The sequence below is a fragment of the Gottfriedia solisilvae genome, assembly GCF_002128405.1.
Classification (GTDB): domain Bacteria; phylum Bacillota; class Bacilli; order Bacillales; family Bacillaceae_G; genus Gottfriedia; species Gottfriedia solisilvae.
Genome location: NZ_NETJ01000002.1, coordinates 820637 through 843699, shown reverse-complemented (window position 1 = coordinate 843699; position 23063 = coordinate 820637). Strand labels below are relative to the sequence as shown.

General features: G+C 31.4%; 25 protein-coding genes and 1 other RNA gene. 7 read left to right on the top strand and 19 right to left on the bottom strand.

The genetic code is table 11. The features are described 5' to 3' along the window. Positions 1–222: 222 nt before the first annotated feature. The 10 genes from spoIIP to CAB05_RS08985 form a co-directional block, all read right to left on the bottom strand. Positions 223–1356: a stage II sporulation protein P gene (spoIIP, locus tag CAB05_RS09030; protein ID WP_087999486.1), complete on the bottom strand. Its 1134-nt coding sequence runs from the start codon at positions 1354–1356 to the stop codon at positions 223–225. Positions 1357–1499: 143 nt separating this feature from the next. Next, on the bottom strand, positions 1500–1757 hold the full coding sequence (locus CAB05_RS09025) for a hypothetical protein (RefSeq protein WP_087999485.1): 258 nt from the start codon (positions 1755–1757) through the stop codon (positions 1500–1502). 267 nt (positions 1758–2024) lie between these two features. Continuing rightward, a complete protein-coding gene (locus tag CAB05_RS09020) occupies positions 2025–2882 on the bottom strand; it encodes a TIGR03943 family putative permease subunit (protein WP_087999484.1) in 858 nt (285 codons plus the stop codon). A 12-nt stretch (positions 2883–2894) separates the two neighbouring features. Next, complete coding sequence (locus CAB05_RS09015; RefSeq protein WP_087999483.1) at positions 2895–3776, bottom strand: permease; 882 nt, start codon at positions 3774–3776, stop codon at positions 2895–2897. 67 nt (positions 3777–3843) lie between these two features. Further along, positions 3844–4782: a magnesium transporter CorA family protein gene (locus CAB05_RS09010; protein WP_087999482.1), complete on the bottom strand. Its 939-nt coding sequence runs from the start codon at positions 4780–4782 to the stop codon at positions 3844–3846. Between the two features lie 191 nt (positions 4783–4973). Then, complete coding sequence (locus tag CAB05_RS22110; protein ID WP_087999481.1) at positions 4974–5159, bottom strand: hypothetical protein; 186 nt, start codon at positions 5157–5159, stop codon at positions 4974–4976. 70 nt (positions 5160–5229) lie between these two features. Beyond that, positions 5230–5826 (bottom strand): undecaprenyl phosphate transporter UptA, encoded by a 597-nt coding sequence (gene uptA, locus CAB05_RS09000; protein WP_308464597.1) that lies wholly within the window; start codon positions 5824–5826, stop codon positions 5230–5232. A gap of 117 nt (positions 5827–5943) precedes the next feature. Further along, on the bottom strand, positions 5944–7584 hold the full coding sequence (locus CAB05_RS08995; protein WP_087999480.1) for a peptide ABC transporter substrate-binding protein: 1641 nt from the start codon (positions 7582–7584) through the stop codon (positions 5944–5946). Between the two features lie 198 nt (positions 7585–7782). Then, positions 7783–7980, bottom strand: coding sequence for a hypothetical protein (locus tag CAB05_RS08990; protein ID WP_087999479.1), 198 nt, complete (start codon positions 7978–7980; stop codon positions 7783–7785). A 191-nt stretch (positions 7981–8171) separates the two neighbouring features. Next, entirely contained in the window at positions 8172–9803 is a 1632-nt protein-coding gene (locus CAB05_RS08985) for a peptide ABC transporter substrate-binding protein (RefSeq protein WP_087999478.1), read from the bottom strand. Between the two features lie 375 nt (positions 9804–10178). Between CAB05_RS08985 and pssA the strand changes: the two genes are divergently transcribed. Next, positions 10179–10913 (top strand): CDP-diacylglycerol--serine O-phosphatidyltransferase, encoded by a 735-nt coding sequence (gene pssA, locus CAB05_RS08980; protein WP_174567281.1) that lies wholly within the window; start codon positions 10179–10181, stop codon positions 10911–10913. A gap of 352 nt (positions 10914–11265) precedes the next feature. After that, on the top strand, positions 11266–12192 hold the full coding sequence (locus CAB05_RS08975; RefSeq protein ID WP_087999576.1) for a metal ABC transporter substrate-binding protein: 927 nt from the start codon (positions 11266–11268) through the stop codon (positions 12190–12192). Positions 12193–12386: 194 nt separating this feature from the next. Here CAB05_RS08975 and CAB05_RS08970 read toward each other — a convergent pair whose 3' ends face one another. Then, on the bottom strand, positions 12387–13670 hold the full coding sequence (locus tag CAB05_RS08970) for an MDR family MFS transporter (RefSeq protein ID WP_087999476.1): 1284 nt from the start codon (positions 13668–13670) through the stop codon (positions 12387–12389). Between the two features lie 192 nt (positions 13671–13862). Here CAB05_RS08970 and CAB05_RS08965 point away from each other — a divergent pair, with 192 nt between their 5' ends. Further along, positions 13863–14915 (top strand): YkvI family membrane protein, encoded by a 1053-nt coding sequence (locus tag CAB05_RS08965; protein ID WP_087999475.1) that lies wholly within the window; start codon positions 13863–13865, stop codon positions 14913–14915. Here the strand turns inward: CAB05_RS08965 and CAB05_RS08960 are convergent. From CAB05_RS08960 to CAB05_RS08950, 3 genes are all read right to left on the bottom strand, one after another. Continuing rightward, positions 14912–15280 carry a DUF3979 family protein gene (locus CAB05_RS08960; protein ID WP_087999474.1) on the bottom strand — a complete coding sequence of 123 codons (369 nt, stop codon included), beginning with the start codon at positions 15278–15280 and terminating at the stop codon, positions 14912–14914. The two genes, CAB05_RS08965 and CAB05_RS08960, sit on opposite strands and share 4 nt — an antisense overlap. Positions 15281–15524: 244 nt before the next feature. Then, entirely contained in the window at positions 15525–17696 is a 2172-nt protein-coding gene (locus CAB05_RS08955) for a DNA topoisomerase III (protein ID WP_087999473.1), read from the bottom strand. 203 nt (positions 17697–17899) lie between these two features. Then, positions 17900–18124, bottom strand: a complete 225-nt coding sequence (locus tag CAB05_RS08950) for a hypothetical protein (protein WP_087999472.1) — start codon at positions 18122–18124, stop codon at positions 17900–17902. 290 nt (positions 18125–18414) lie between these two features. Here CAB05_RS08950 and cspD point away from each other — a divergent pair, with 290 nt between their 5' ends. Continuing rightward, positions 18415–18612, top strand: coding sequence for a cold-shock protein CspD (gene cspD / locus CAB05_RS08945; RefSeq protein ID WP_087999471.1), 198 nt, complete (start codon positions 18415–18417; stop codon positions 18610–18612). Between the two features lie 93 nt (positions 18613–18705). On the opposite strand, the gene CAB05_RS08940 is transcribed toward cspD, so the two are convergent. Beyond that, positions 18706–19143 carry a VOC family protein gene (locus tag CAB05_RS08940; RefSeq protein WP_213087721.1) on the bottom strand — a complete coding sequence of 146 codons (438 nt, stop codon included), beginning with the start codon at positions 19141–19143 and terminating at the stop codon, positions 18706–18708. A gap of 176 nt (positions 19144–19319) precedes the next feature. Here CAB05_RS08940 and CAB05_RS08935 point away from each other — a divergent pair, with 176 nt between their 5' ends. After that, the gene (locus tag CAB05_RS08935) at positions 19320–19565 is read left to right on the top strand and encodes a DUF2564 family protein (RefSeq protein WP_087999470.1); all 246 of its coding nucleotides are present in this window, start codon (positions 19320–19322) and stop codon (positions 19563–19565) included. A gap of 38 nt (positions 19566–19603) precedes the next feature. Here the strand turns inward: CAB05_RS08935 and CAB05_RS08930 are convergent, their stop codons facing one another. Together CAB05_RS08930 and CAB05_RS08925 are read right to left on the bottom strand one after the other, a co-directional pair. After that, positions 19604–19780 carry a zinc-finger domain-containing protein gene (locus CAB05_RS08930; protein WP_087999469.1) on the bottom strand — a complete coding sequence of 59 codons (177 nt, stop codon included), beginning with the start codon at positions 19778–19780 and terminating at the stop codon, positions 19604–19606. Between the two features lie 13 nt (positions 19781–19793). Continuing rightward, a complete protein-coding gene (locus CAB05_RS08925; protein ID WP_158093222.1) occupies positions 19794–20450 on the bottom strand; it encodes a reverse transcriptase-like protein in 657 nt (218 codons plus the stop codon). 194 nt (positions 20451–20644) lie between these two features. Between CAB05_RS08925 and CAB05_RS08920 the strand changes: the two genes are divergently transcribed. Together CAB05_RS08920 and CAB05_RS08915 are read left to right on the top strand one after the other, a co-directional pair. Then, the gene (locus CAB05_RS08920) at positions 20645–21025 is read left to right on the top strand and encodes a reverse transcriptase-like protein (protein WP_087999467.1); all 381 of its coding nucleotides are present in this window, start codon (positions 20645–20647) and stop codon (positions 21023–21025) included. Positions 21026–21040: 15 nt separating this feature from the next. Beyond that, complete coding sequence (locus tag CAB05_RS08915; protein WP_158093221.1) at positions 21041–21979, top strand: DMT family transporter; 939 nt, start codon at positions 21041–21043, stop codon at positions 21977–21979. A 6-nt stretch (positions 21980–21985) separates the two neighbouring features. Here the strand turns inward: CAB05_RS08915 and ssrS are convergent. Beyond that, positions 21986–22167: non-coding RNA, 6S RNA (gene ssrS, locus CAB05_RS08910), on the bottom strand. 48 nt (positions 22168–22215) lie between these two features. Then, complete coding sequence (locus CAB05_RS08905) at positions 22216–23052, bottom strand: sulfurtransferase (RefSeq protein ID WP_235821402.1); 837 nt, start codon at positions 23050–23052, stop codon at positions 22216–22218. Between the last annotated feature and the right edge of the window lie 11 nt (positions 23053–23063).

Sequence of the window (23063 nt, the reverse complement as noted above, 5' to 3'; positions counted from 1 at the left end):
ATATATTGGAAGTTTAATATAATAATATTTAAAAAATTAAATCTATTTAAGTTATTAGTTTACATAATAATATTATTCGATACAATCTAAAAGTAAGTTAATTGAATCACTCATTAATATTTTGGGTTAAATAAAAAAGGCAACTAATTAAAAATTAATTAGTCGCCTTTTTAAGGGTTTCATTATTTATATTTCCGTATTTTTCTTCACTCTGCTGTTTTCTTAATTATTGGCTTTTTCGGCATTCCAATAGTATTCACTCAAAATTTCCGAAAGTAAATCAATAGTTCGATAAAGCTCAGGTAATGTATTATCAACTCCACCTACTTCAATTAATAATGAATTAGGAGATAAATCTTGGTTATAAACACCATTACCTTGTTTGTAGTTCTTACTATAAATCCCTCTTGTTAATCCTTTATTAACTTTCTTAATTTCATTGTTAATTGCTTTGGCGAATTCTAAGTTCTTTTTGTAATTTTTGTTTTCAACGCCAACAACAAAGTAGAGTTTAGCGTATTTTTCGCCATCAATATCAATTGTTGTTACTTTTCTTCTTTGATCGTCTCTGTGTATATCAATTAAATAATCTAAATTCTTATCTTGAGCAATTGCTTCTTGTACAACAAGTCGAGACATTTTATAAGATGATCCCCAAGTCCAATCCCTTTTTGATAATTCATTTCCGATATTTGTTTTATCATCAACAGCACCAATACCAGCAGCTTCCAAATTCTTTTTCAAACGCTCACCTAGTAAACTTACATTTACTTTTGGAGATGATGCTTGGTTTGGAGTCTTTGCTCCAGGAATTAACGGTAGAAACGATTCCCAGCTGTGTGAATGATAAATAAAGAACACATCTCCATCAGTTGTTTTACTAGGTGGTTTAGTTGGTTTCAGCGGTTCATTAACTGGATCCTTTACATCTGGATTCTGATTGATTTCATGAATCGTTAAACTAGATTCAATCGGTAAATTCGTAAAATCTGTTCCCTCACCTGCAACTAATATATTATTTTCAAATTTAGTCATACTTGAAATTTCGTGAACTAAAAGACTTTTTGGATCATACAGTCTGATATTTGTGATGAATGAAAATAATATATTGCTGATAGGTTGTCCATTCTTTGATAATTCGTTTCCTAATTTGAAATGACCATTTTCATACTCAAATGCTTTGATAAATCCTTCATAGCTCATTTTTTCAAACCATTGATGTATATAGTATGATTTTGTATTTTTCATTGATGTAACAAAAAGACTTGCGACTAAAAATAATAAGACAATGCCAACAAAGACACTTGCCGTGACTCGTTTCAGATTAATAGATTTTATATAGATTGCTTGTCTCATTCAATCACCTCTACTAAATGTTATGTACAAGCACTTTTAAATAGAATGAAAATTTCTATATAAAAAAAGAGGTGTCTTATTAGACACCTTTCTTAAGGAAAAGACATAAATTATATTTAACCGTAACAATCTAGACTAAAATACTAAAATGTTCTTCTGCAACCAGAAAAGTTTGTTGTTGGATTTGCTATGCAACTATTTTCAGCTGCACGCAATTGGCGTTCGCAGAAAGAGCTTGGTGATACAGCGTTATTACGATCTCTGTCTCTGTCTCTGTCTCTGTGACAGTCACAGTCCTCGTCATTATTTCTATTGCATGGTTTACGTACAGTTACCCACTCTCTATCATCTCTTACTGGCTCAGTACGTCGTCTGTTACAACCACCACAAAATCCCCACATTTAAAAACACCTCTATAATTATTTTATTGTACATACTTAACATACGTAGAGATGGTCGTTTATGAATGTGTACATACCTATATATGAACAAGTTTTTTCACAAAATTAGGCATGTTCATTACTAAATGATGATTTAGGAACAAAACTAATCCTTAAAAGATACATAAAATTAATAAGAACACTTATTTCGGTACGTGAAATTAAATTTTATTAGTTGTATATCTTTTAAATTCATTTTTTCAAAAAAAAATGGGCTATATGCCCATTTTATTTATTTCTGTATACATATTGATTATTAGGAGGTTCAATCATTTTAGTTTCAGTTACTTCAATGTACGGAATGTTTACTTTAAATGGTTGATAGTACATTTCTTTTATGACACCTGTCGCTTCAACCCATTGGTCATTGTCAAATGACTGATGGTCAGGTAAATTTATTAGCAATCCATAAACACCCGAATCTGCTACACAATGGATGATGCCAAATCGGAATAAGAATAATTGGTTTTCATTTAAACCTTTTTCCTTATAAATAAATCCTTTAAACGTGATCTTTTTGCCGATAAAATGGCCAGGCTCATCGTAAAGTACTTCCATCCCTTTTAAGAAATCCTGATCATTTAAAACAATATGATCCTTGTTAATATATTCCTTAGATTCTTTATCAATTAATTTCTGGTATCCTTCTTGACCGTAATAAATACTTAAATCTGGTTTTAAATATTGTCTTTGCATAAACGGGTCGTTGTTATCTGGTTCAGAAACTGGAAAATGGAATCCTTTTGCTTGAACAATCGTAGAATCTAAACTTGCAATCGGCAGGAAAATCCCTGTTATTAATGGAAACAAAAATATAATACCATTTAAAACTTTTCTGATTCCTTTTGACTCTTTATGAACATGTCCGTGGTCACATGTATGATTACATTCATGATCATGGTCGTGATCTTGGTCTGATGTTTTAAATGTATGAATAACTTGAATGATTGTTAAAAATGCAAAGAGAATTCCAGCAGTTAATGATAAATAAGAGTATTTCATATTGATATATTTTGAGATACTACCTGTAATATGCATTTGCATTAAGAAAAATGTAAAACCTAATAATACATATGCTCTTGCCATATAGATTCTCCCTTATATTAAAATTGTCACAGCAAATGTTAAGATTGCAGCTAGTCCGATAATAGTGAAAACATATTTACTTTTAAAATGTTGAAATAACATTAAAGTATTTTTAATGTCTACCATTGGTCCAAATACCATAAATGCTACAATCGAATTGATTGAAAATGTACTTTGGAATGAAGATGCAACAAATGCGTCTGCCTCAGAGCAAAGTGATAATATAAATGCAAGAAGCATCATAACAATTATACTTGTAACTGGACCATTTCCAATTTTCATTAATGTCGATGTCGGTATAAAAGTTTGGACAAAAGCAGCGATCAATGCGCCTAAAATTAAAAATTTCCCCATTGAGAAAAACTCTTCAATCGCATGAACACACACATTCCATAATTTCCTTTTAACTGGCATTGTATGATTGACTGCAATTGTTTCTATATCATGCTTTAATGGGTTCTCGATTTTAAGATATGATAAGATGATGCCGATTATATAAGCTACTATCATTGCAGCTCCAGCTCGATAGATTACGAGTTCAATATTATTCCCAAAGGCGATAAATGTTGCGAATAGTACAATAGGATTTATGATAGGACCAGTTAACATAAAAGCAACTGCCACATAATGTGGAACGCCTTTTTTTATTAATCTACTAACAATCGGAACGATACCACATTCACAACCCGGGAAAATAAATCCTAATAAAATTGCCACAAAAACGGCACCAAATCTGTTCTTAGGAATGATTTTTGATAACATTTCTTCTGTTATAAAAATTTGAATGATCCCTGAAATGAAGACACCAATTAATATAAATGGCAATGCTTCAACTACGATTGAAATAAAAATCGTGTTCATTTGTAAAAATGAATGATATAAATTCGAAGTCATGTTCTCACCCCATTTTGCTAAAAATTAAACTCACAAAACCTCCCTAAAAACAGGTCGGTCATGTGAGTTAAAAATACCTTTTTTTCCAAAATATAAATGCAATTGTTGAAGATAATAACGCTGAGATTCCAATAACGATCGGAAAAGCATGTGGAATCTTTGCTAAAGGAATGTGTACATTCATTCCAAAGAAACTAGACACCATCGTTGGAATTGAAAGGATAATAGTAATTGAAGTTAAGAATTTCATGACAATATTTAAGTTATTAGAAATAACAGATGCAAAAGTATTCATCATACCACTTAAGATATTGCTATAAACTTCTGCCATCTCAATTGCCTGTTTATTTTCAATGATTACATCTTCTAATAAGTCTTCATCATCTTCATACATTTTTAACACATTACCTTTAAGAATTTTTTGCATCACAATTTTATTTGCTTTTAGTGATGTCGTAAAGTATACAAGACTTTTTTCAAGATTTAGCATTGTAAATAATTCTTGATTTCTCGTTGACTGATGTAATTCAGCTTCAATTTCATTGGTTTTTCGATTAATTTGTTTAAGGTAACGTAAATAGTAAGTTGAAGATGTATGCAAGAGCTGAAGTGCAAAACGAGTCTTCTTAAATGTAAAAAATCCTTTAACTTTTTGATATATAAATCGTTCGAAGATTGGATTCTCACTTAAACAAATCGTTACAAACGTATTAGAAGATATAATCATCCCGATTGGAATTGTATCAAAAATTGTATTTCCAGTATCATCATGAGCTACAATTGGAATGTCCACGATAATAAGAGTATGTTCTCCTTCAATTTCAATCCTTGAACGCTCTTCATCATCAAGAGGGTCTTTAATGAAGTCTAAATCTAAATCTAATTTTTGGACTAAAAATTGAATCTCTTGTTCGCTTGGATTAATCGCATTGATCCAGCAACCTTTTTCAATTGTATCGACTTGATTCAATTTTCCCCCTGCATCAGATACGTAAAAATTTAACATATATACTCACCTCTAATTCTAAAACAACAAGTCACATTACTAGCATACGAAACATTCATGCTTGTTTCAACCTTTATTATAAAGAAAGCGGTTTTTCTAATAATCAGTTTTATTTGGAAATTTTTTCTAATATTTAATATTACATACAATATTAATTAGAACGAAAAAGGTCACTAATAGTGACCTTTTTCTTAGTATCCATTTTGATACAGATGATTCATTTCAGTGATATCATTTACATATTCATATAACTTAGCCTGACTTTCAAGCTCTTCTTTTGTACATTTAGAAAAGTCTCCAGCCGTTAATTGTTCTTGAACAATTGAAAGAGTATTCGAAACATTGTTTTTAACATCCTCGTAATTCATTGAATGCATAAAATAAACTCATCCTTTCTACATTAAGTTTTTCTATTATATGTAGAAACAGGACAAACCACTCGTCATATTATTTATTTTTATTAGAGATTAGTTTCTTAATTAAGAAGTAAACGACAAATAAAGCAAACGCAATCGCAATAAGCAATGGTGTATAAGGTGCTAATACTTCTTTAGCCGTATCCCAATTTCTACCCAGTTTTTCTCCTACTAGTACAAAGAAAATAGACCAAGGTATAATCGCCAATATGGTATAAATAGTAAATTGACTAATTGGCATTTTCGCAAGGCCTGCAGGAATTGAAATAGCATGTCTTACTACGGGAATGAACCTAGCTGTAAAGACTACACCAACACCATATTTTGAAAACCATTTTTCTGCCAAATCAAGATGATGCTTGTTAATCAGTATGTATTTTCCATATTTTTCAATAATCGGTCTTCCACCATAATAGCCGATCCAATATAAAAATAATTGGGCAATCGTCCCACCTATCACCCCTGCAATGATTGCTCCAATAAAATTGATATGACCTTCCGCTACAAGATATCCAGCATATGCCAGTACTATTTCACTTGGTATAACCTCAATCATTAAACCTAATGCCACTCCAAAATAGCCTAATGACGCAAAGAACTCTAATATTTGATGTATGATTTCAGTCAAAAGCTACTCTCCTCTCAAATTACAACTTGTACTATCAAGATAATACAAAGGAAACTGTTTTATGTCAAAATTTAGAAAAAAAAGGACCACTTATAAAGTGGCCCTCTCATTTAAAAATTAGTTTTTGATTTCAACGTATTTGTAAGTGTAGTCAGCACCGAAGTTGTGGTTGATTAAACCTTTAACTTTTGGTTGTTGTACATATGCAACTGCACGTTGGTAAATCGGAAGAATAGCAGCTTGATCTTGAACTAAGATTTTTTCAGCAGCTAAGAATGCTTCTTCACGTTTTTCTGGGTTTGTTAAGTATTCTCCACCAGCTTGAGCGATTAATTTATCGTACTCAGCGTTAGAGAATGACATTTGGTTGAATGAAGAAGGAGTGATGAACATATCAAAGAACGTCATTGGATCTTTGTAGTCAGGTCCCCATCCACCGAATGAGATATCATAATCTTTAGCAGTTTCTAAGTCTAATTTTTGACCAAATGGAACTGTTTTGATGCTTACAGATAATCCTGGTAAGTTCTTTTGGAATTCACCTTGAAGGTACTCAGAGATTTTTTTGTTAACATCGCTATCAGAACCTAATAATTCTAATTTAACTTCTTTTTTACCGATTTCTTTTAATCCTTGTTCCCAAGCTGTTTTAGCTGCTTCAGCATCAAATGATACTAAATCGCCAGAAGCTTTACGGAAGTCTTCGCCTTTAGCTGTTAAGAAATCAGCTGGAGCTAAACCTGTTAATGGTACTGAACCGTTGTTTAAAATTACACTTGTAATTGCTTCACGATCGAAAGCTTTATTTAAAGCTTGGCGGATATTTACATTTTTAAGAGCTGGGTTCTTCGACTCGTTTACACGTAAGAAGAATACTGTAGGCTCTAAGAATGAATCGAAGTTAGGATCTTCTCTGAATTTATCAACAAACTCAGCACTTAAAGTGATACGATCAACTTCTCCTCTTTCGTATAAGTTAACTTTTGGTTGCTCATCAAGAACAATGTTAAAGTTGATTTCTTTTAATTTAACTGCATCTGCATCATAGTAATCATCATTTTTCACTAATTGGTAGCTAGTGTTATGTTTCCATTCGCTTAATTCAAATGGACCATTGAAGATTAATTTATCAGCTTCTAGAGCGTAATCTTTACCTTGAGCTTCAACGAACTTTTGGTTTAATGGTAAGAATGTAGGGAACGTTACTAAAGAATCAAAGTAAGGAATCGCTTTAGCTAAAACAACTTCTAAAGTTTTGTCATCAACAGCTTTAACTCCTAAAGTTTCAACTTTCGCTTTACCAGTAGTTACAGCTTCACCATTTTTAAGTGCGTTCATCATGAAAGCATACTCGCCAGCAGTTTTTGGATCAGCAGCACGTTTCCAAGCATACTCGAAATCAGCAGCAGTTACTGGGTCACCGTTTGTCCATTTTGCATCACGAAGGTGGAATGTATAAGTTAATTTATCATCTGAAATGTCTACACTTTCAGCGATACCTGGTTTAACTTCATCATTTTCACCTAATACATTTAAACCTTCCATTACGTTAGCTAAAACGTTGAAAGATTCAGCATCAGTAGTTGTACCAGAATCAAGACCTGGAAGTTCAGCAGGACCGATTAAGTTAAGAACCTGTGGTAATTTTTTGTCTGTGTCTTTTGCAGTGTCTTTTTCATCTTTACCTGAATTACAAGCAGTTAAAAGCATGCTTACAGCAACAGATAGAGATAAAAAATAAGAAACCTTCTTTTTCATTTGTTTGCCTCCCCAATAAAAATATAACAATTAGACTTAAAAACTATTAAAATATTCGAACAATTTATTGTATGAATTTTTAATAATCTTTAATATACTCTTATTTTACATAACTTTTAGAAAATATCAACAAAAAATCGACATTTTTTTCAAAAAAATTAATAAATTTAACATAAAAGTTTAATTTTTTGTTAGTTTTCACACATTTTTTTCCATTTTTTTGTATAATTCCTCATTCAGTTTAATAAAAATTAATTTACCTCCTCTAATAAAGTTTGGCCAGTTAAAGTAGATTGGTGAATATCGATAAAGTCTACTTGAATTCTCGAGACGTACGATTGTATCAATTCTCTCGTCTTGATCATTTGGGATTGTAAGACTTGTTTTTAAGCTCATATCTCGCAGATTTTATCTCAATAACTTATTAACCAACTTTAAATATTAACATGCCATATAATAAGATAAGCTCCCCTATTTTATATATAAATAAACATTTCCTTTTATTACAAAATTTTAAACGGAACGATTCAAGGTCTACTCTATCAACGAAAAAAAAGAGAAGGGAATCCCCTTCTCTTTTGAAAATATTAGTTTTCGTTAGTTGCCCATTTGTAAGAGAAATCTCCACCAAATTTGTGAGCAATGATACCTTTAACTGAATCTTTTTGTAAGTAAGCACGTCCGCGTTGATAGATTGGTGAGATACCAGCTTCGTCCATGATTACTTTCTCAGCTTGTACCATGTAATCCCAACGTTTTTGAGGATCTGCTTCTTTTTTCGCATCACTTACTAATTGATCATACTTAGGGTTTTTGTAATCCATTTCATTGAATGCACTGCTAGAAATGAACATATCAATAAATGTCATTGGATCTGGATAATCCGGTCCCCATCCAGAGAATGAGAAGTCATACTCTAATTTTTTCTCTTGATCAAGTTTGATTTCAAATGGTTGTGGTGCAACAGTAATTTTTAAACCTGGAAGATTCTTAGTAAGTTCTCCAGCGATATATTCAGCTGCTTTCTTTCTAGTTGTATCATCATAAGAAAGCATTTTTAATTCAAAGCTATCTTTACCTAATTCTTTTTTCGCTTCAGCCCATAATTTTTGTGCTTCTTCTACATTGTATTTGTTGAAGTCGCCATTGTGCTCACGGAAGTCTTTTCCGTCTGGACCTTTAACCCATTCAGAAGGAACTAACCAATTAGCTGGTTTAGATCCATCATTTAAGATTGCAGTCGTAATCGCTTCTTTGTCATAAGCTAAGTCAAATGCTTTACGAACTTTATCATTTTTGAATAGATCTAATTTTTGGTTGAAACGGAAGAAAACTAAACGAGCATCTAATTGTGTTTGGTATTCAGGATCGTCTTTATATTTATCAACGAATTCTGAATCTAACATTACTTTATCAATGTCGCCATTTTCGTATAAGTTTACAGCTGCAGAAGTATCTTTTACAACATTGTATTTGATTTCAGATAATTTTACAGTATCTTTGTCCCAGTAACTATCATTTTTAGTTAATGTAAAGCTCTCAGCATGCTTCCATTCAGATAGTGTAAATGGTCCATCATATAATTGAGTATCAGCTTCTAAACCGTATTGGTCACCTTGAGACTCAACGAAAGCTTGATTTTGTGGTAAGTAAGTACCAAAAGTTGTTAACTGTAAGAAATAAGGTGTAGCTTGTTCTAATGTAACTTGTAAAGTTTTATCATCGATAGCTTTAACACCAAGTTGGTCAGTTGGTAATTTACCATTGAAAATTTGCTCAGCATTTTTTACATAGTATAAAATGAATGAGTACTCAGAAGCAGTTTTAGGATCTACTGCACGTTGCCAAGAGTAAACGAAATCATTAGCTGTTACTGGCTCACCATTAGACCAATTCGCATCACGTAAATGGAATGTGTATGTTAAACCATCATCACTGATTTCAGTTTCATCTTTTTTCGCGATTCCATCAACAACTTCATCGCCTTCACCTAAACGAAGTAATCCTTCGTTTACGTTATTTAATACTTCAAATGACATTGCATCAGTAGTTTTTGCAGAATCCATTGATGGAATCTCAGTAGTAGTAGTAAGTTTAAGAGTTTGTTTCTTGTCCTTTTTTGGTTCATTTGATGTTGTTTCTGTGTCTTTGCCACAAGCTGCTAGCACTGTACTTAGTACTAAAAGACTTGTGACTGTTGTCGCTAATCTACGCTTCATTCGAGCACCTCCATAGTTTAGTGATTATCCCCTCTGTTTTTCTTATTTTTCTGAATAATCACTTATTACTTTTTCAATATACTACACATTTTTCAGAAAAAAAAGTATTTTTTTAATATTTAATTTAATTTTTATAAAAAAATTGCGATTTTTTAGTAAATTAAGCTTATTTCTCTTGTATTAAAACATAGTAAAATATGCTTGTGCCGTTATTCACAAAATAATATTTATTATAATCTTAAATACAATCTTAAAAATCTTATAAATATTTCTAAAACGTGAACATAAAATTTATAAGTTTCCATTCTTACTAATTTTTGGGGTATAATAGACTTTATTTTATTATTATTTAATTCAATTTTAGGAAGTGAAATTATGATTAAACGAAGTATTCCAAACCTCTTTACGCTTGGTAATTTGTATTGTGGATTCCTTTCGATTGGTTTTGCTGCAGATGGTCAAGTGAGAAATGCAGCAATTCTTATACTAATCGGAATGATGCTTGATAGTATGGATGGCCGTTTAGCTAGGGTTTTAGGTGTACAAACACAATTAGGAAAGGAGCTTGATTCTTTAGCTGATATCGTAACCTTTGGTGCTGCCCCATCATATTTAGTTTATTGCACTCAATTCTCAAATGAGGGCTTACTAGGGCTTGCGATTGCAGGGTTATTCCCATTATTTGGAGCTTATCGATTAGCACGATTCAACGTAACACCAATTGCTACTTCGTTAAAATATTTTACCGGTGTTCCCATAACGGCTGCTGGTGGATTAGTCGCATTTTTAACATTATTTGGTGATCGTATCCCTCAAATTGTCATGATCACAATATTTATTGCTTTAGCCTTTTTAATGGTTAGTAAAATTAAAATTCCTAGTTTTAAAGATATTCCAATTCCGAAATATGGCACACTAGTTACATTATTTTTAGGTTATGCTCTCTATCTAGTATGGCATGCAAAAAAAGAACAATGGCCATTTTTCATATACATTGCTATTCCATTGTACATATTTTTTATATTTTTCCAGTTCATTAAAAGTAAAAAGAAACATTCTGGTCAACCAAATCAAAAACCTCGAAGATTTCGTTTAAAACGTAAATCGTAAACAAAAAGTATGTTGATCGTGTCCAAATGATACGATTAAACATACTTTTTTTACTGTTATCTCTAATGTTCAAACAGATAAATATATTTCTTGCAAATTAATTTCACGTGTTTTATAATAACAAAGTATTAAATCGTACCTATTACGTTTTATCGAATTTAACTACTAGTTTAGCCTATTATCTCACTTAGGTTACATAGAAGTTATTATTTTTTTGAAGCATAAAGAGGAATGATTACGTATTAAAACAGAGATAATTCCATTTAGCTCGTTTAATTTTTATACTCATGACAAATTACTAAATAGAGTTCTTACATAGGGAGAGATCAATTTGAAATTTACTAAATTAGCAATGATTACATTGCTGCTATCAGGTGCCATTCTATCAGGTTGTAAGGAAGAAAATACTGCAAATGATGAAAATAAAAATCATCTTACAATTTATACTACAATTTTCCCGCTAATGGATTTTGCGAAAAAGATAGGCGGAAAATACGTTGATGTTACATCTATATATCCTGCAGGTGTAGATACTCATGATTTTGAGCCTACATCCAAACAAATCGTAAAGATCGCTAATGCTGACCTATTTATTTATAATGGTGCAGGTATGGAACCTTTTGCAGAGAAAATAAATGAAACGTTAAAAAATAATGATGTTGCCATTCTTGAAGCTTCAAAAAATATCGAATATATTCATTCTAGCGAAGAAGAGCACCAAGATGAACATGATCACGAAGGAGAACATCATGATGTTGACCCACATGTTTGGTTGGATCCTACTCTTGCAAAGATAGAAGCAGAAAATATTAAAAATGAATTAACGAAACTAATGCCAAAAAACAAGCAATATTTTGAAGATAACTTCAACAAAATTGAAGGGCAATTCGATGAACTTGATAACGAACTAAAAAGTTTGATTCTTCACTCGGAGCGCAAGGATATTGTCGTTTCTCATGCTGCATATGGGTATTGGGAAAACCGTTACGGAATCGAACAAATACCAATTACTGGTCTATCACCTTCTCAAGAGCCATCTCAAAAAGAACTGAAAAAAGTTGTTGATTTCACAAGAGAACATAATGTCAAATATATTTTATTTGAAACCTTTGCTACACCTAAGGTTGCTTCAGTTGTAAAAGATGAAACAAATGCAGAGATTTTAAGATTGAATCACTTAGCTACAGTATCTGAAGAAGATTTAAAAAATAAGAAAGACTATTTTGACTTAATGAAAGAAAATATTCAAATTTTAGATAAGACTTTAAACAATAAATAAAAGGACCCTAATGGGTCCTTTTATTTTTTTGACAAAAACATAAACTTAGAGATTCAAACTGATTGAAAACGCTTGTCTTTCGAGGCGCGAAGACTGATGAGGAGCAGAATTACCTTATACGGTAATGAGCACCGCAAGCAGGCGAAGCAACAAAGAAAGCGAGCGTTTTTCACTAATTTGAAAGGGTCCTTTTTTTATCCAGCTTTATAATCATCCATTAAAAGATCTGGTCTTTTCTTCATTTCCTTAAACATCACTTCGAACAAATATGCCCCTGTTAAAGCCAATAAAGCAATGATAATAAATGTTAATTTATAACCAATTAAACCTGCTAAAGGTATTGTCAATGGCGCGATTGTTCTTCCGACTGACCATCTTAACCCCGCTGCCGCAAAATATTGCGCTCTTTGGTTTTCAGGTGCAATTTTCGCAATAAATGCATTTTGTATTCCTACGACTAAAATCTCTCCTAATGTAAAGATTGCCATAGCAATAAATATGACATATGCAGAGATTGTAAAACCAAATAATAGCATTGAAAATGCATAACAAATAGATGAGATAAGGAATAACATTCTATCGTTAAATTTGTTAGTAAACTTAGTGATAATAACAGTAAATAATGCTACAATCAAGCCATTTTCGGCGATTGTCCAACTAAATAATGTTTCACTATTTGTTTTTAAAATAAAATCCCCAAATGAAAATAATGTTTGAACAGGAATCGATTCTTTTATATAAACAGCCAATAATAAATCTAATTGTGTAAAAGTTTGAGAGATTAATATACCAGCGAAAACAAATAAAAAGAATACTTTATCAGTAAAAATAACGCGATAATTTTTAATTTGTTTCATGACTACTTTTGAAACACTTTCTTCCTTCTCTCTATTTTCATCTACCGGTAAAGACTCTTTTATTAAAAAGGTAATCATAAGTGCAACTGCTAAGAAAATAATAGTAGATGCAGTAAATAATTCAAATCTTGCTGTAAAGAATAATAATCCACCAATAATCGGGCCAATCACTACATTGATATTAATCATCGTATAAAATACAGCGAAAACTAAATTTCTTTCATCTTTATCTTTAACTGTATCTGCGACCATTGCCGAACTTGCAGGCATATATAGCATTTGTGTAATACTGATAATTGCAAAGCCAATAAAAGTAAGCCATGGTGATTCTAAAATTGCTGAATTTGCAATTGTTATTAAGACTATTCCAGCCGTTTGAATATAAGATGAAATCACCATCATCCGTTTTCTCCCGTACGTATCAGCCAAATAACCACCGATCAGATTTGCAAAAACACCAACAGCTTGTGAACACATTAATAGTACTCCTGCAGTCACTTTTCCTAATTCTTCTGAAAAGTAAATCGATAAAAACGGTAAATACATCCAGAAAAATAAGCCAAAGAAAAATTCAGCTACAAGTCGAACTTTCATATTGAAATTCCATTTAAGAATATTCATTGTATCCCGTCCCCCTTCTAACTTACTCACTTTAACACATTATAAAAAGCTGGTAAATTGTAATAATTGACTTTCATTTCAAAACATCGCATTCTTTTCCATTCTCATCATTCATAAAGATAAATTAGTAGAGCATGTCTAATTTATCAAAATGAAACATACAATTTAGTACTACTTTTAGGAGGACTTCCTATGAAACTCAATATGAATAAAGAGGTTCGGAACATTGCATTTACATATGTTGGCACTGTGATTGGAGCAGGATTTGCAACAGGAAAAGAGATCGTAGAGTTCTTTTCAATAAATGGGGTATATGGGGCATTAGGTATATTATTTGCCACTATTTTATTTTGTTGGTTTGGAACAAAAATTATGGAGATTGCACATACATATCAATTAAAGTCGGCCCAGCAATTTAATGTATTACTGTTTGGTGAACTTGGTGGGAATATCATAAATGGTCTTTTATTTTTTGTGTTATTAGGGGTTACAAGTGTCATGCTTTCGGGGGCAGGTGCAGTATTCAAAAACTACTTACACTTTCATTCATTTATCGGTTCAATTCTATTTATCTTTCTTACTTTTATGGTCTTAAGAAAAGGAACTAGTGGATTATTTAGCTTAAATAACACTGTGGTACCAATCATGTGTGCTTTTATCGTTGCAGTGTTTATTAATTCGTATTTACCATTTTCTTTTAGTGACTTTAACGTAAACAATATGCTGCCATCATTAAATGGTCTTAATCTATCAGTTTTTACTAAACCAATTACATATGTATGCTTAAATATGGCATTAGCCCAAGCTGTATTAGTACCGATTGGATCAGAATGCAAAGACAAATCTTCTATTGTGAGTGGTGGAATATTAGGTGGCCTTATATTAGGAATTATCCTCTTACTGATTCATTTAAACGTATCTAAAGTGGTAAATTTCCACCAATATGAAATTCCTATGGTTGAAGTAATTAAACAGATCCATCCAGTATTTTATTACTTTTTTCTAATGGTGATTTTAGCTGAAATCTTTACAACTTTAGTTGGGAATGTTTACGGAATGTCGAGACAGATTAGTTCAATCATCCGATTAAATAACGATTTAGTTGTCATTTTAATCCTAATTTGTTGTCTATTTATTAGTGTCATTGGGTATGGTCCTTTATTAACATTCTTATATCCTTTAATAGGTTGGATTAGCTTTTTTATCATTTTAACTTTATTGAAACCGAAAAATAAGTCTTCTTAGTCACAGTCATCACATACTTCATAGTACAAGCCGAATTCGATATGTAATGATGGTTTCCATTCAATCTTAAACATTCTACTTTGCCATCTTTCAATTACGAATTGAATTGAACATTCATCTTCATCATTAATCAATACCATTTGATGTACTTGTAAACTTTTAACTGTAAAGCGGTTCACATTATCTACAAACCAATCAATTGTTAATTCGTCATATTCATTTAAAATAAATTTTACATAAGTACTCGGTTGCTTCTCCAAGTCCGCTTCACTAAATATCCCCTCATCAGTTACGATGATGGCGTATTCATCTTTATCATTTTTATGTAATTTTAATTGAAAAGTATTTTCTAAAAAACAAATCATGATCTCACCTTCTAAGTTTGTATTTGTTGATAGTTTAACATGATGATGGGTAATCAATAAAGGAATAAGGGATTTTGTACGATTTGAAAGAGGAAAAGTTTATCAAAAAAGAAATAAGGTAGCTCATCATACAGTTGTATTTTGAGTACCCTATTTCTTATTTATTCTCTATTTGACTATTTTTGTATTTATTTCTTATACAATGATGGGAGTTCAATTTTAGTAAAATTGTAGCATTCAAAATTTATGATTGATTCTTCGATGTATGCACAAAGATAATCTTACCTTCTTCAGAAAATTTTAAAGAAGCATCAAATTGATTTCCATCTTTAACAAAACCTTGAATAACTTCTGTTGGCTCTTTTGATAATAATTGCTTAATAATCGTTTTCGTGATAGATTTGCCTAATATTTTCTTTGAAATTGTAACGGTACACTTTGTTTTCTGGTAATTGTCGCACCCGTAAAAAGTACCTTTATCTACTAGTTTCCCATCACATTTAATACATTTACCTACACTAGTGGATTTCTTTTTACTACCAAATTTGGCGCTTTTCATTTCATCTATACGATAATCTGAAAAGTTCCATTGAGATTCATTTTGAAACGCATCATGAATTATTTTTTCTGTTAGCTTTTTTGCTTGATCCATAAAATCAATGCTACTTGCTTTACCGTCACCAATCTCACTTAATCTCTGCTCCCATTTAGCAGTCATTTCAGGAGATGTTAAAATATTTTCGCCAAGTGCGTAAATAATTAACTTTCCTTTATCAGTTGCATAAACTTGATTTTTCTTTACGTCGATATACTTTCTATTTTTTAAAGTCCCAATAATACCCGCTCTGGTTGCTTCAGTACCAAGACCTTCTGTTTTATTTAAAATTTTCGTTAACTCTGGGTTTTCAAGATGTTTACCAGCTGATTTCATTAATGTAATCAATTGCCCTTCTGTATATCTTTTAGGAGGTTGCGTTTTCTTCTCTTTCACTTCAACTTTCTTTACAATACCTTGATCCCCTGTAGAAACAATAGGCAGATTTTGTTCGTCTGTATTTTTTTCCTTTGATTTTTCAAAAATTACTTTTCTCCATCCTTCTTGAATTAAGGTTTTTCCTTTAGATACAAAGCTTGCACGTTGGTCAACAAGTGTATGAATAGTCGTATAATCAAAGATTGCACTTTCATAGTGAGCACTAATTAATCGATTGACAATTAATTCATATATTTTTTGTTCCTCATCGTTTAATTTATTCATAGAAGGTACTTGTTCAGTTGGTATAATCGCATAGTGGTCTGTCACTTTTTTTTCGTTTACATAGCGACTATTATTTAGAATCGAAGGATTTGGTAACGGAAAAAATCCTTGAAACTGCTCAATATTTTGTAGTTTTTTAAGAATATCAGGCAGCATTAATGCCTCTTCTTTCGTTATAAAGCTTGAATCTGACCTTGGATATGAAATAATCCCTTTAACATAAAGTTTTTGCGCTATTTCTAACGTTTTCTGTGGTGAAAATTTAAATTTAGCATTTGCGTCTGCTTGTAAAGAAGATAAATTATATAAAAAAGGCGGATGAAACTCTTTTCGTTCCTGCTCAATTTCAGTTATATGAGCTTCTTTTTCAACACAAAACGTTGCAATTTTTTCTGCTAATTCTTTTGTTTTAATTTTCGAGTCTTGATCTTTATGCCATTTACCAAAAAACTTATCTTTTCCAAATTGAAATGTCGCAAATACTTCCCAAAATGGTTCTGATTGGAATTTTTCAATTTCAAGTTCTCTTTTTACAATCAATGCTAAAGTAGGTGTTTGTACTCTGCCAAGTGAAAATACATCTTGAATCCCTTTCTTTTGAAGATGCAATGAATATACACGTGATGCATTCATTCCTACAAGCCAATCCGCACAGGCACGACTATATGCTTCAAAAAATAAATTCTTTGTCTCACCTTCATCTAATAGTTGACTGAATCCTTTTCTCACAGCATTTTCTGTTAAGGAAGAAATCCAGAGTCGTTTCATTGGTTTTTTATTTCCTGCAAGATTTAATATTAGTCTGACGATATGCTCTCCTTCACGCTCACAGTCTCCTGCAAGTATGATTTCACTCACTTCATCTGTATGGACTAAATTCTTAATGATGGAAAATTGATCATATTTTCCTTTTGTTACTTTATGCTGAAAACGATTCGGTATTATTGGTAGAGTCGTAAGAGACCATTTTTTCCATTTTTCATCATACTCTTCTGGAGATAACAGCTCACATAAGTGACCAATTGCCCAAGTTAAGTAAGCCCCCTTAGGGAAAAACTCATTTGGTTGAATGATTAAATAGCCCTTTTTCTTTTGAAATTGAAATGGTGCAGCTAGTTTTAATCCTTGATCAGGCTTCTCCGCTATTATTAATTTCATGTTAATCCTCACATTTAAACAATTTTATCTATCTATTTATATCATCACATTATTATATAACGTATTAATCACATGGAAAATAAAAAAAGTGTTTTGTGGTCCATTGAGGAAATTAAATTGGGGGTTAATGATCAATGGAATTCCCATCAATTAAGAGGGAATTCCATCATTAAAAATTGTAGTCTTAACGTTTTAGTTGGTAATTACTCACAAGCAGGATTTCTAGGGATTTGTTTAAATTCTACTTCCTCTATTAATTTAACTCGTCTGATTACAATAAATACAAAATTTGATGTCCAAATATATTGCGGGAATCCTGTCTCATCTAACTTTACTGCTTGAAAGTGATCGTCCATCATTTCTTCAAATCGTTCCTGTGTAAGTGCTTCATTCTCAAATTGAAAGTTAATCCAGTTACAATGTATCATAGGTCATCTCTCCATCTCTTTTAGCATGTCTACTGATCATAATCCATTTACAATTATCATTATAATCATTCTTGAATACTTTGTGAACACTTTCACATATAATTAATATTTTCAAGCAAAACTTATGTCAAAATAATGTATATTGTGTACAAATTAAGTCGTTAAGCGCTTACTTGACTTCTATTTCTAATAGTTGTATATTAATTTCAACATTTATTAAGTCATAATAAACTAAATAAATGCAAATTTTTACGCGCTTTCATGTGCAATGTTTTAGGAGGAAAAGAAGTATGCAAGGTAAAGTAAAATGGTTTAACAATGAAAAAGGATTTGGCTTTATCGAAGTTGAAGGTGGAGATGATGTATTCGTACATTTCTCAGCTATCCAAAACGATGGATTCAAATCATTAGACGAAGGCCAAGAAGTTTCTTTTGACATCGTTGAAGGTAACCGTGGACCTCAAGCTGCTAACGTAGTAAAGATCTAATACAACTTTGACTACATAAAGGACTGATTATTTCAGTCCTTTTTTTATGTATATATTAATAAGAAATAATTCAAAAAACTTACAGTCGAATGTTTAAGATTTAAATTTTCTTAACACTAGTTGCCAAGTAACTCCAAAACAATCAGTAACCCAGGTTACCTTACTAAAATCATTCATTTCTACTGGACCCATGAGTACTTGGCCATCAGCCTTCAATCCATCAAAAATTAAATCAAACTCAGCATCGTCATTGCATTCTATGTAAAATGAAACAGCCCAAGTAAAAGCAGGACAAGATTCCTTTTCCATATCCAATACCATAAAAGACTGCCCTAAAATTTCAATGATGCCATTCAGGATTTTTCCCTCTACACCTCTGTCTTCTTTCGTAAATCTTCGAAGAGAAACGATTTTTGAATTCGGAAAAATACGAACATAATAATTCATTGCTTTTTCCGCATTGCCGCAAAATGTAAGAAATGGAGTAATTCTTTGCTTTGATATAAACGGTATGACTTGTTCTGCTGACATTTGATAGCCTCCAAACATTTATTATTACCTCATTATAAAACTTAAATTTTCTTCTGTAAAAGAACTAAAAAATTTCTACTTTATTTAGCTAATTTGATAACAGAAAATTCTACTTCATATATAAATGAATCTCTTATGTTTTGGGAATAATACGAAGTGAAATAAGGAGGTATTATATGTCAGATTTTAATAATTTTGAACAAGTTGAAATGAAAGTGAAAGCTGCACAAAAATTAGTTGGCTATGCAACAATGAGTATGGATCAACAACAATTAACAGACGCTACAGATGCGATTACTCAAGCAAGAAGTCAACTTGAGAAAATGAAGTCTCTTGCAACTGATTTAGATGAAGAATTTTTAATCAGGCAAGAAGAAGAATTAACTCAAGTTGAACAACAACTTAGAGAAGCACAAATTTAATGAATTAAAAAAGAAGGTACAGAAACTGTACCTTCTTTTTATGTTAGTTGTTTGCCGATATTCTTTATTTTTTCTCCAACTGTACAATTCTGAATACAAAAGGATTGAGCAAATTTTTGACTATGTTCTTTACGGAAAGTTTTATAAACAAAACAACCTTCACAATAATTTTTTAATAAAGTATCAATTTCTTCTAAAATTATTTTTCGTTCCATCTAATTCACCTCTTCAAGTGACTTCAATCGTACTTTCTATTTTATTCCCTTTTAAAGCACTAGTTGCAAGATTATGTGCTTCTTTGTTATCATTTCTCTTTAATAATTCAAACTGCAAGGTTAATTTATTCTGTTTACATTTTTTCTCAATTCGGTTGATAAATCTCTCGTGCTGTTCTTCATAACAAGGCCAGTCCCCACTGATTTGATTCATGACCACTTGAGAATCTCCTTTTACAGAAATCATTTGTCCCGTAATATTCATTTCTTCTAATAAGAATATTGCATTTTCTAATGCAGCAAATTCAGCTTCATTATTTGTTGATAAACCAGTTAATTTTTCATTAAATCGTTTCCGGAAATTCTTCCCATTTTGTTGAAAATATAAGCTGACTCCTACTCCTGAAATTCCTGTTGCAATATCAAATCCTCCATCAAAATAAATGACGATATCATGAGGTTCATCTTCTAATTCTTTTAAATATTTAATAACTTGTTTCTTTGTCCATTGTGAGTCAAATTGATCTAAAAAAATAATTTCTTTCGTACGACCAGTACTCTCGAAGTCTTCTGCCAATAATAGTGCCTCTTTTGTTTCCAACCAGTCCGTATCTAATGTAATTTGATATTTTTTTTTCGTTATATACTTCCAAATAATCTTAAGTTTCATTTTACTCACCTTTCTTAGAGAGTAGTCTATATTCATTATTACTTCTCTAAAACGACTGAATTTATATATATTTATAATAAAAAAGTAACGTAAATATTAGATAATTTGAACTATCTTTTTTTCTTAATTCGTTTTAAGTTTTCATTTTTTTGAATATATACTAAAATGATGTTATAAAACTTCGGAGGTTAACTATGATTGAAGTCTATATTGACGGGGCTTCCAAAGGAAATCCTGGTCCATCTGGGGCAGGCGTTTTCATTAAAGGGATAAAAGAACCTGTCTTTTTAAGTATTCCATTAGAATCAATGTCAAATCATGAAGCTGAATTCCATGCTTTACTGATTGCACTTGAATATTGTGTTAAAAATGATCTTACAATGGTTTCCTTTCGAACTGACTCTAAAATTGTTGAACAGAGTATTGATAAGGAATATTCAAAGAATGAAATATTTATTCCCTTATTAGAAAAATCGCTACTGTTAATTAATCAGCTCGACCTGTTCTTCATTAAATGGATTCCATCAAACTTAAATAAAGTTGCTGATGAGCTTGCTCGTAAAGCCATTAAATAAAAAGGGATGTTTTTTATGAAAAATAAAATGATTGCTTTTACCTCATTATTAATTGTTTCCTTCTTTTGGGGCTCTTCCTTTTTTATTGTCAAAGAATCTCTTACTATTGTACAACCATTTACATTTAATGCAATCCGTTTTATTGTTGCTGCAATTATTCTATTTTTTGTACAAACTTTATCTGAAAGAAAAAGAGACAAAAGATTTCATGAAAAAGCTGGATATGTTTTTCCAGGTATATTAATAGGATTATTTTTGTTCCTCGGTTATGTTTTTCAAACTTATGGTTTACAACATACGACGATCTCTAATGCTGGCTTTATCGTAGGTATTAGTGTAGTGGTCGTACCACTTCTTCTGTTTTTTAAATATAATAAAAAACCAACAATGCCAGAAACAATTAGTGCTGTTATCGCTTTATGTGGCTTACTCTTTATTACGATTACAAATAATACTTCACATTTTAATTTTGGTGATTTTATTACATTCTTTAGCGCCATTGCATTTGCACTTCATATTATTTATTCTACCATTTATGCTCCAAGTTATAATTCACTAAAATTAACTACAATACAGATTGCGTTTGTAGGGCTTGCCTCTTGGACATTTGCATTAGTATTTGAAGATTGGCAAGTTATATTTAACCAAGAGTTATGGACTAATAAATTCTTTATTTTCTCGATTTTGTTTACTGCACTGTTTTGTACAGCTCTTGCCTTTTTTATTCAAATGTTTGCTCAAAGAACAATCAGTGCAACAGAAGTTGGTATAATACTCGCAACTGAACCAGTCTTTGCTGCAATTGCAGGATATTATTATGGTGGCGAGAGACTAACAGAGATCGGCTTAATAGGTTGTATCCTCATTTTGGCTTCAATCATTTTAACACAGCTAAAATTGAAAAAACATAAACACGAACAATATAAAGATGAAAAAACCATTCACAAAATGTGAATGGTTTTTTTTCCCGCAAATGCCGTTATTCCTTTTATGTCTAAGTAAACCGAAACTCTAAGGTGGATGTCCTCACAAGTAACTTTCATCCTCCTAAAATAGGCACGATGTTGTTACTTAAATATCGGTCTTCCTGTCTACTCTCATTGGTTTAAGACATAAACTGACAACGCACACAGCAGGGTTGTTAATTAATTTGTATCCTTATTCTATACTATACTTTATTATTTTGCAACTTATAAATCGACCTTATTCACGACATTTTCTTCGTATGAAATCCAATCACTAAAACTGCCTGCATAGAGCTTTACATTTGGATATTCGGCTTCTATTAAACCTAAATAATTTACACAACCTGTCACGCCTGAGCCACAGTATACAATTGATTCTTTGTCTTTTGAAAAATGTTTATAATGATTCTGTAACTCTTCTTTTGATTTGATTCGTCCATTTTCATTTAAAACGTCTTTCCAAAATGAATGCTTTGCACCTGGAATATGGCCGGCAATCCGATCAATTGGTTCAACCTCACCTTTATAGCGAATATATTCTCTTGAATCGATTAAGTTTACGTTATCATTAAATTGCTTTTCTTTCACATCAGAAATGAAACTAACCATATGATCGTTTATATTCGCCTCAAATTTCTTTGGTGTGACATTAGCAATTTCTTCTGTCACTTCAAATCCATTTTCGACCCATTCTTTATATCCACCATTTAATACAAATGTAAATTGATGTCCAACTAGGCGACATAAAAACCAACATCTAGCTGCGTTATCTAAGAATCCGTCATCATAACAAATCACAATTGTATTTTGATCTATTCCTAATTTTCCTAATAATTCACTAAAGTCATTTACGTCTGGTAAAGGATGTCTTCCACCATGTTTTTGGACTTCACTTGATAAATCATTTTTCAAATCAACAAATCTAGCATGAGGAATATGATTTTTCACATATGCTTTGTAGCCATAGCTTGAATCAGCTAATTGAAATCGACAATCTAAAAAAACAACATTTGGATGTAATCGTAATGTATTTGCCAGATTCGTATCAATAAAATATTTCAATGTATTTGGCC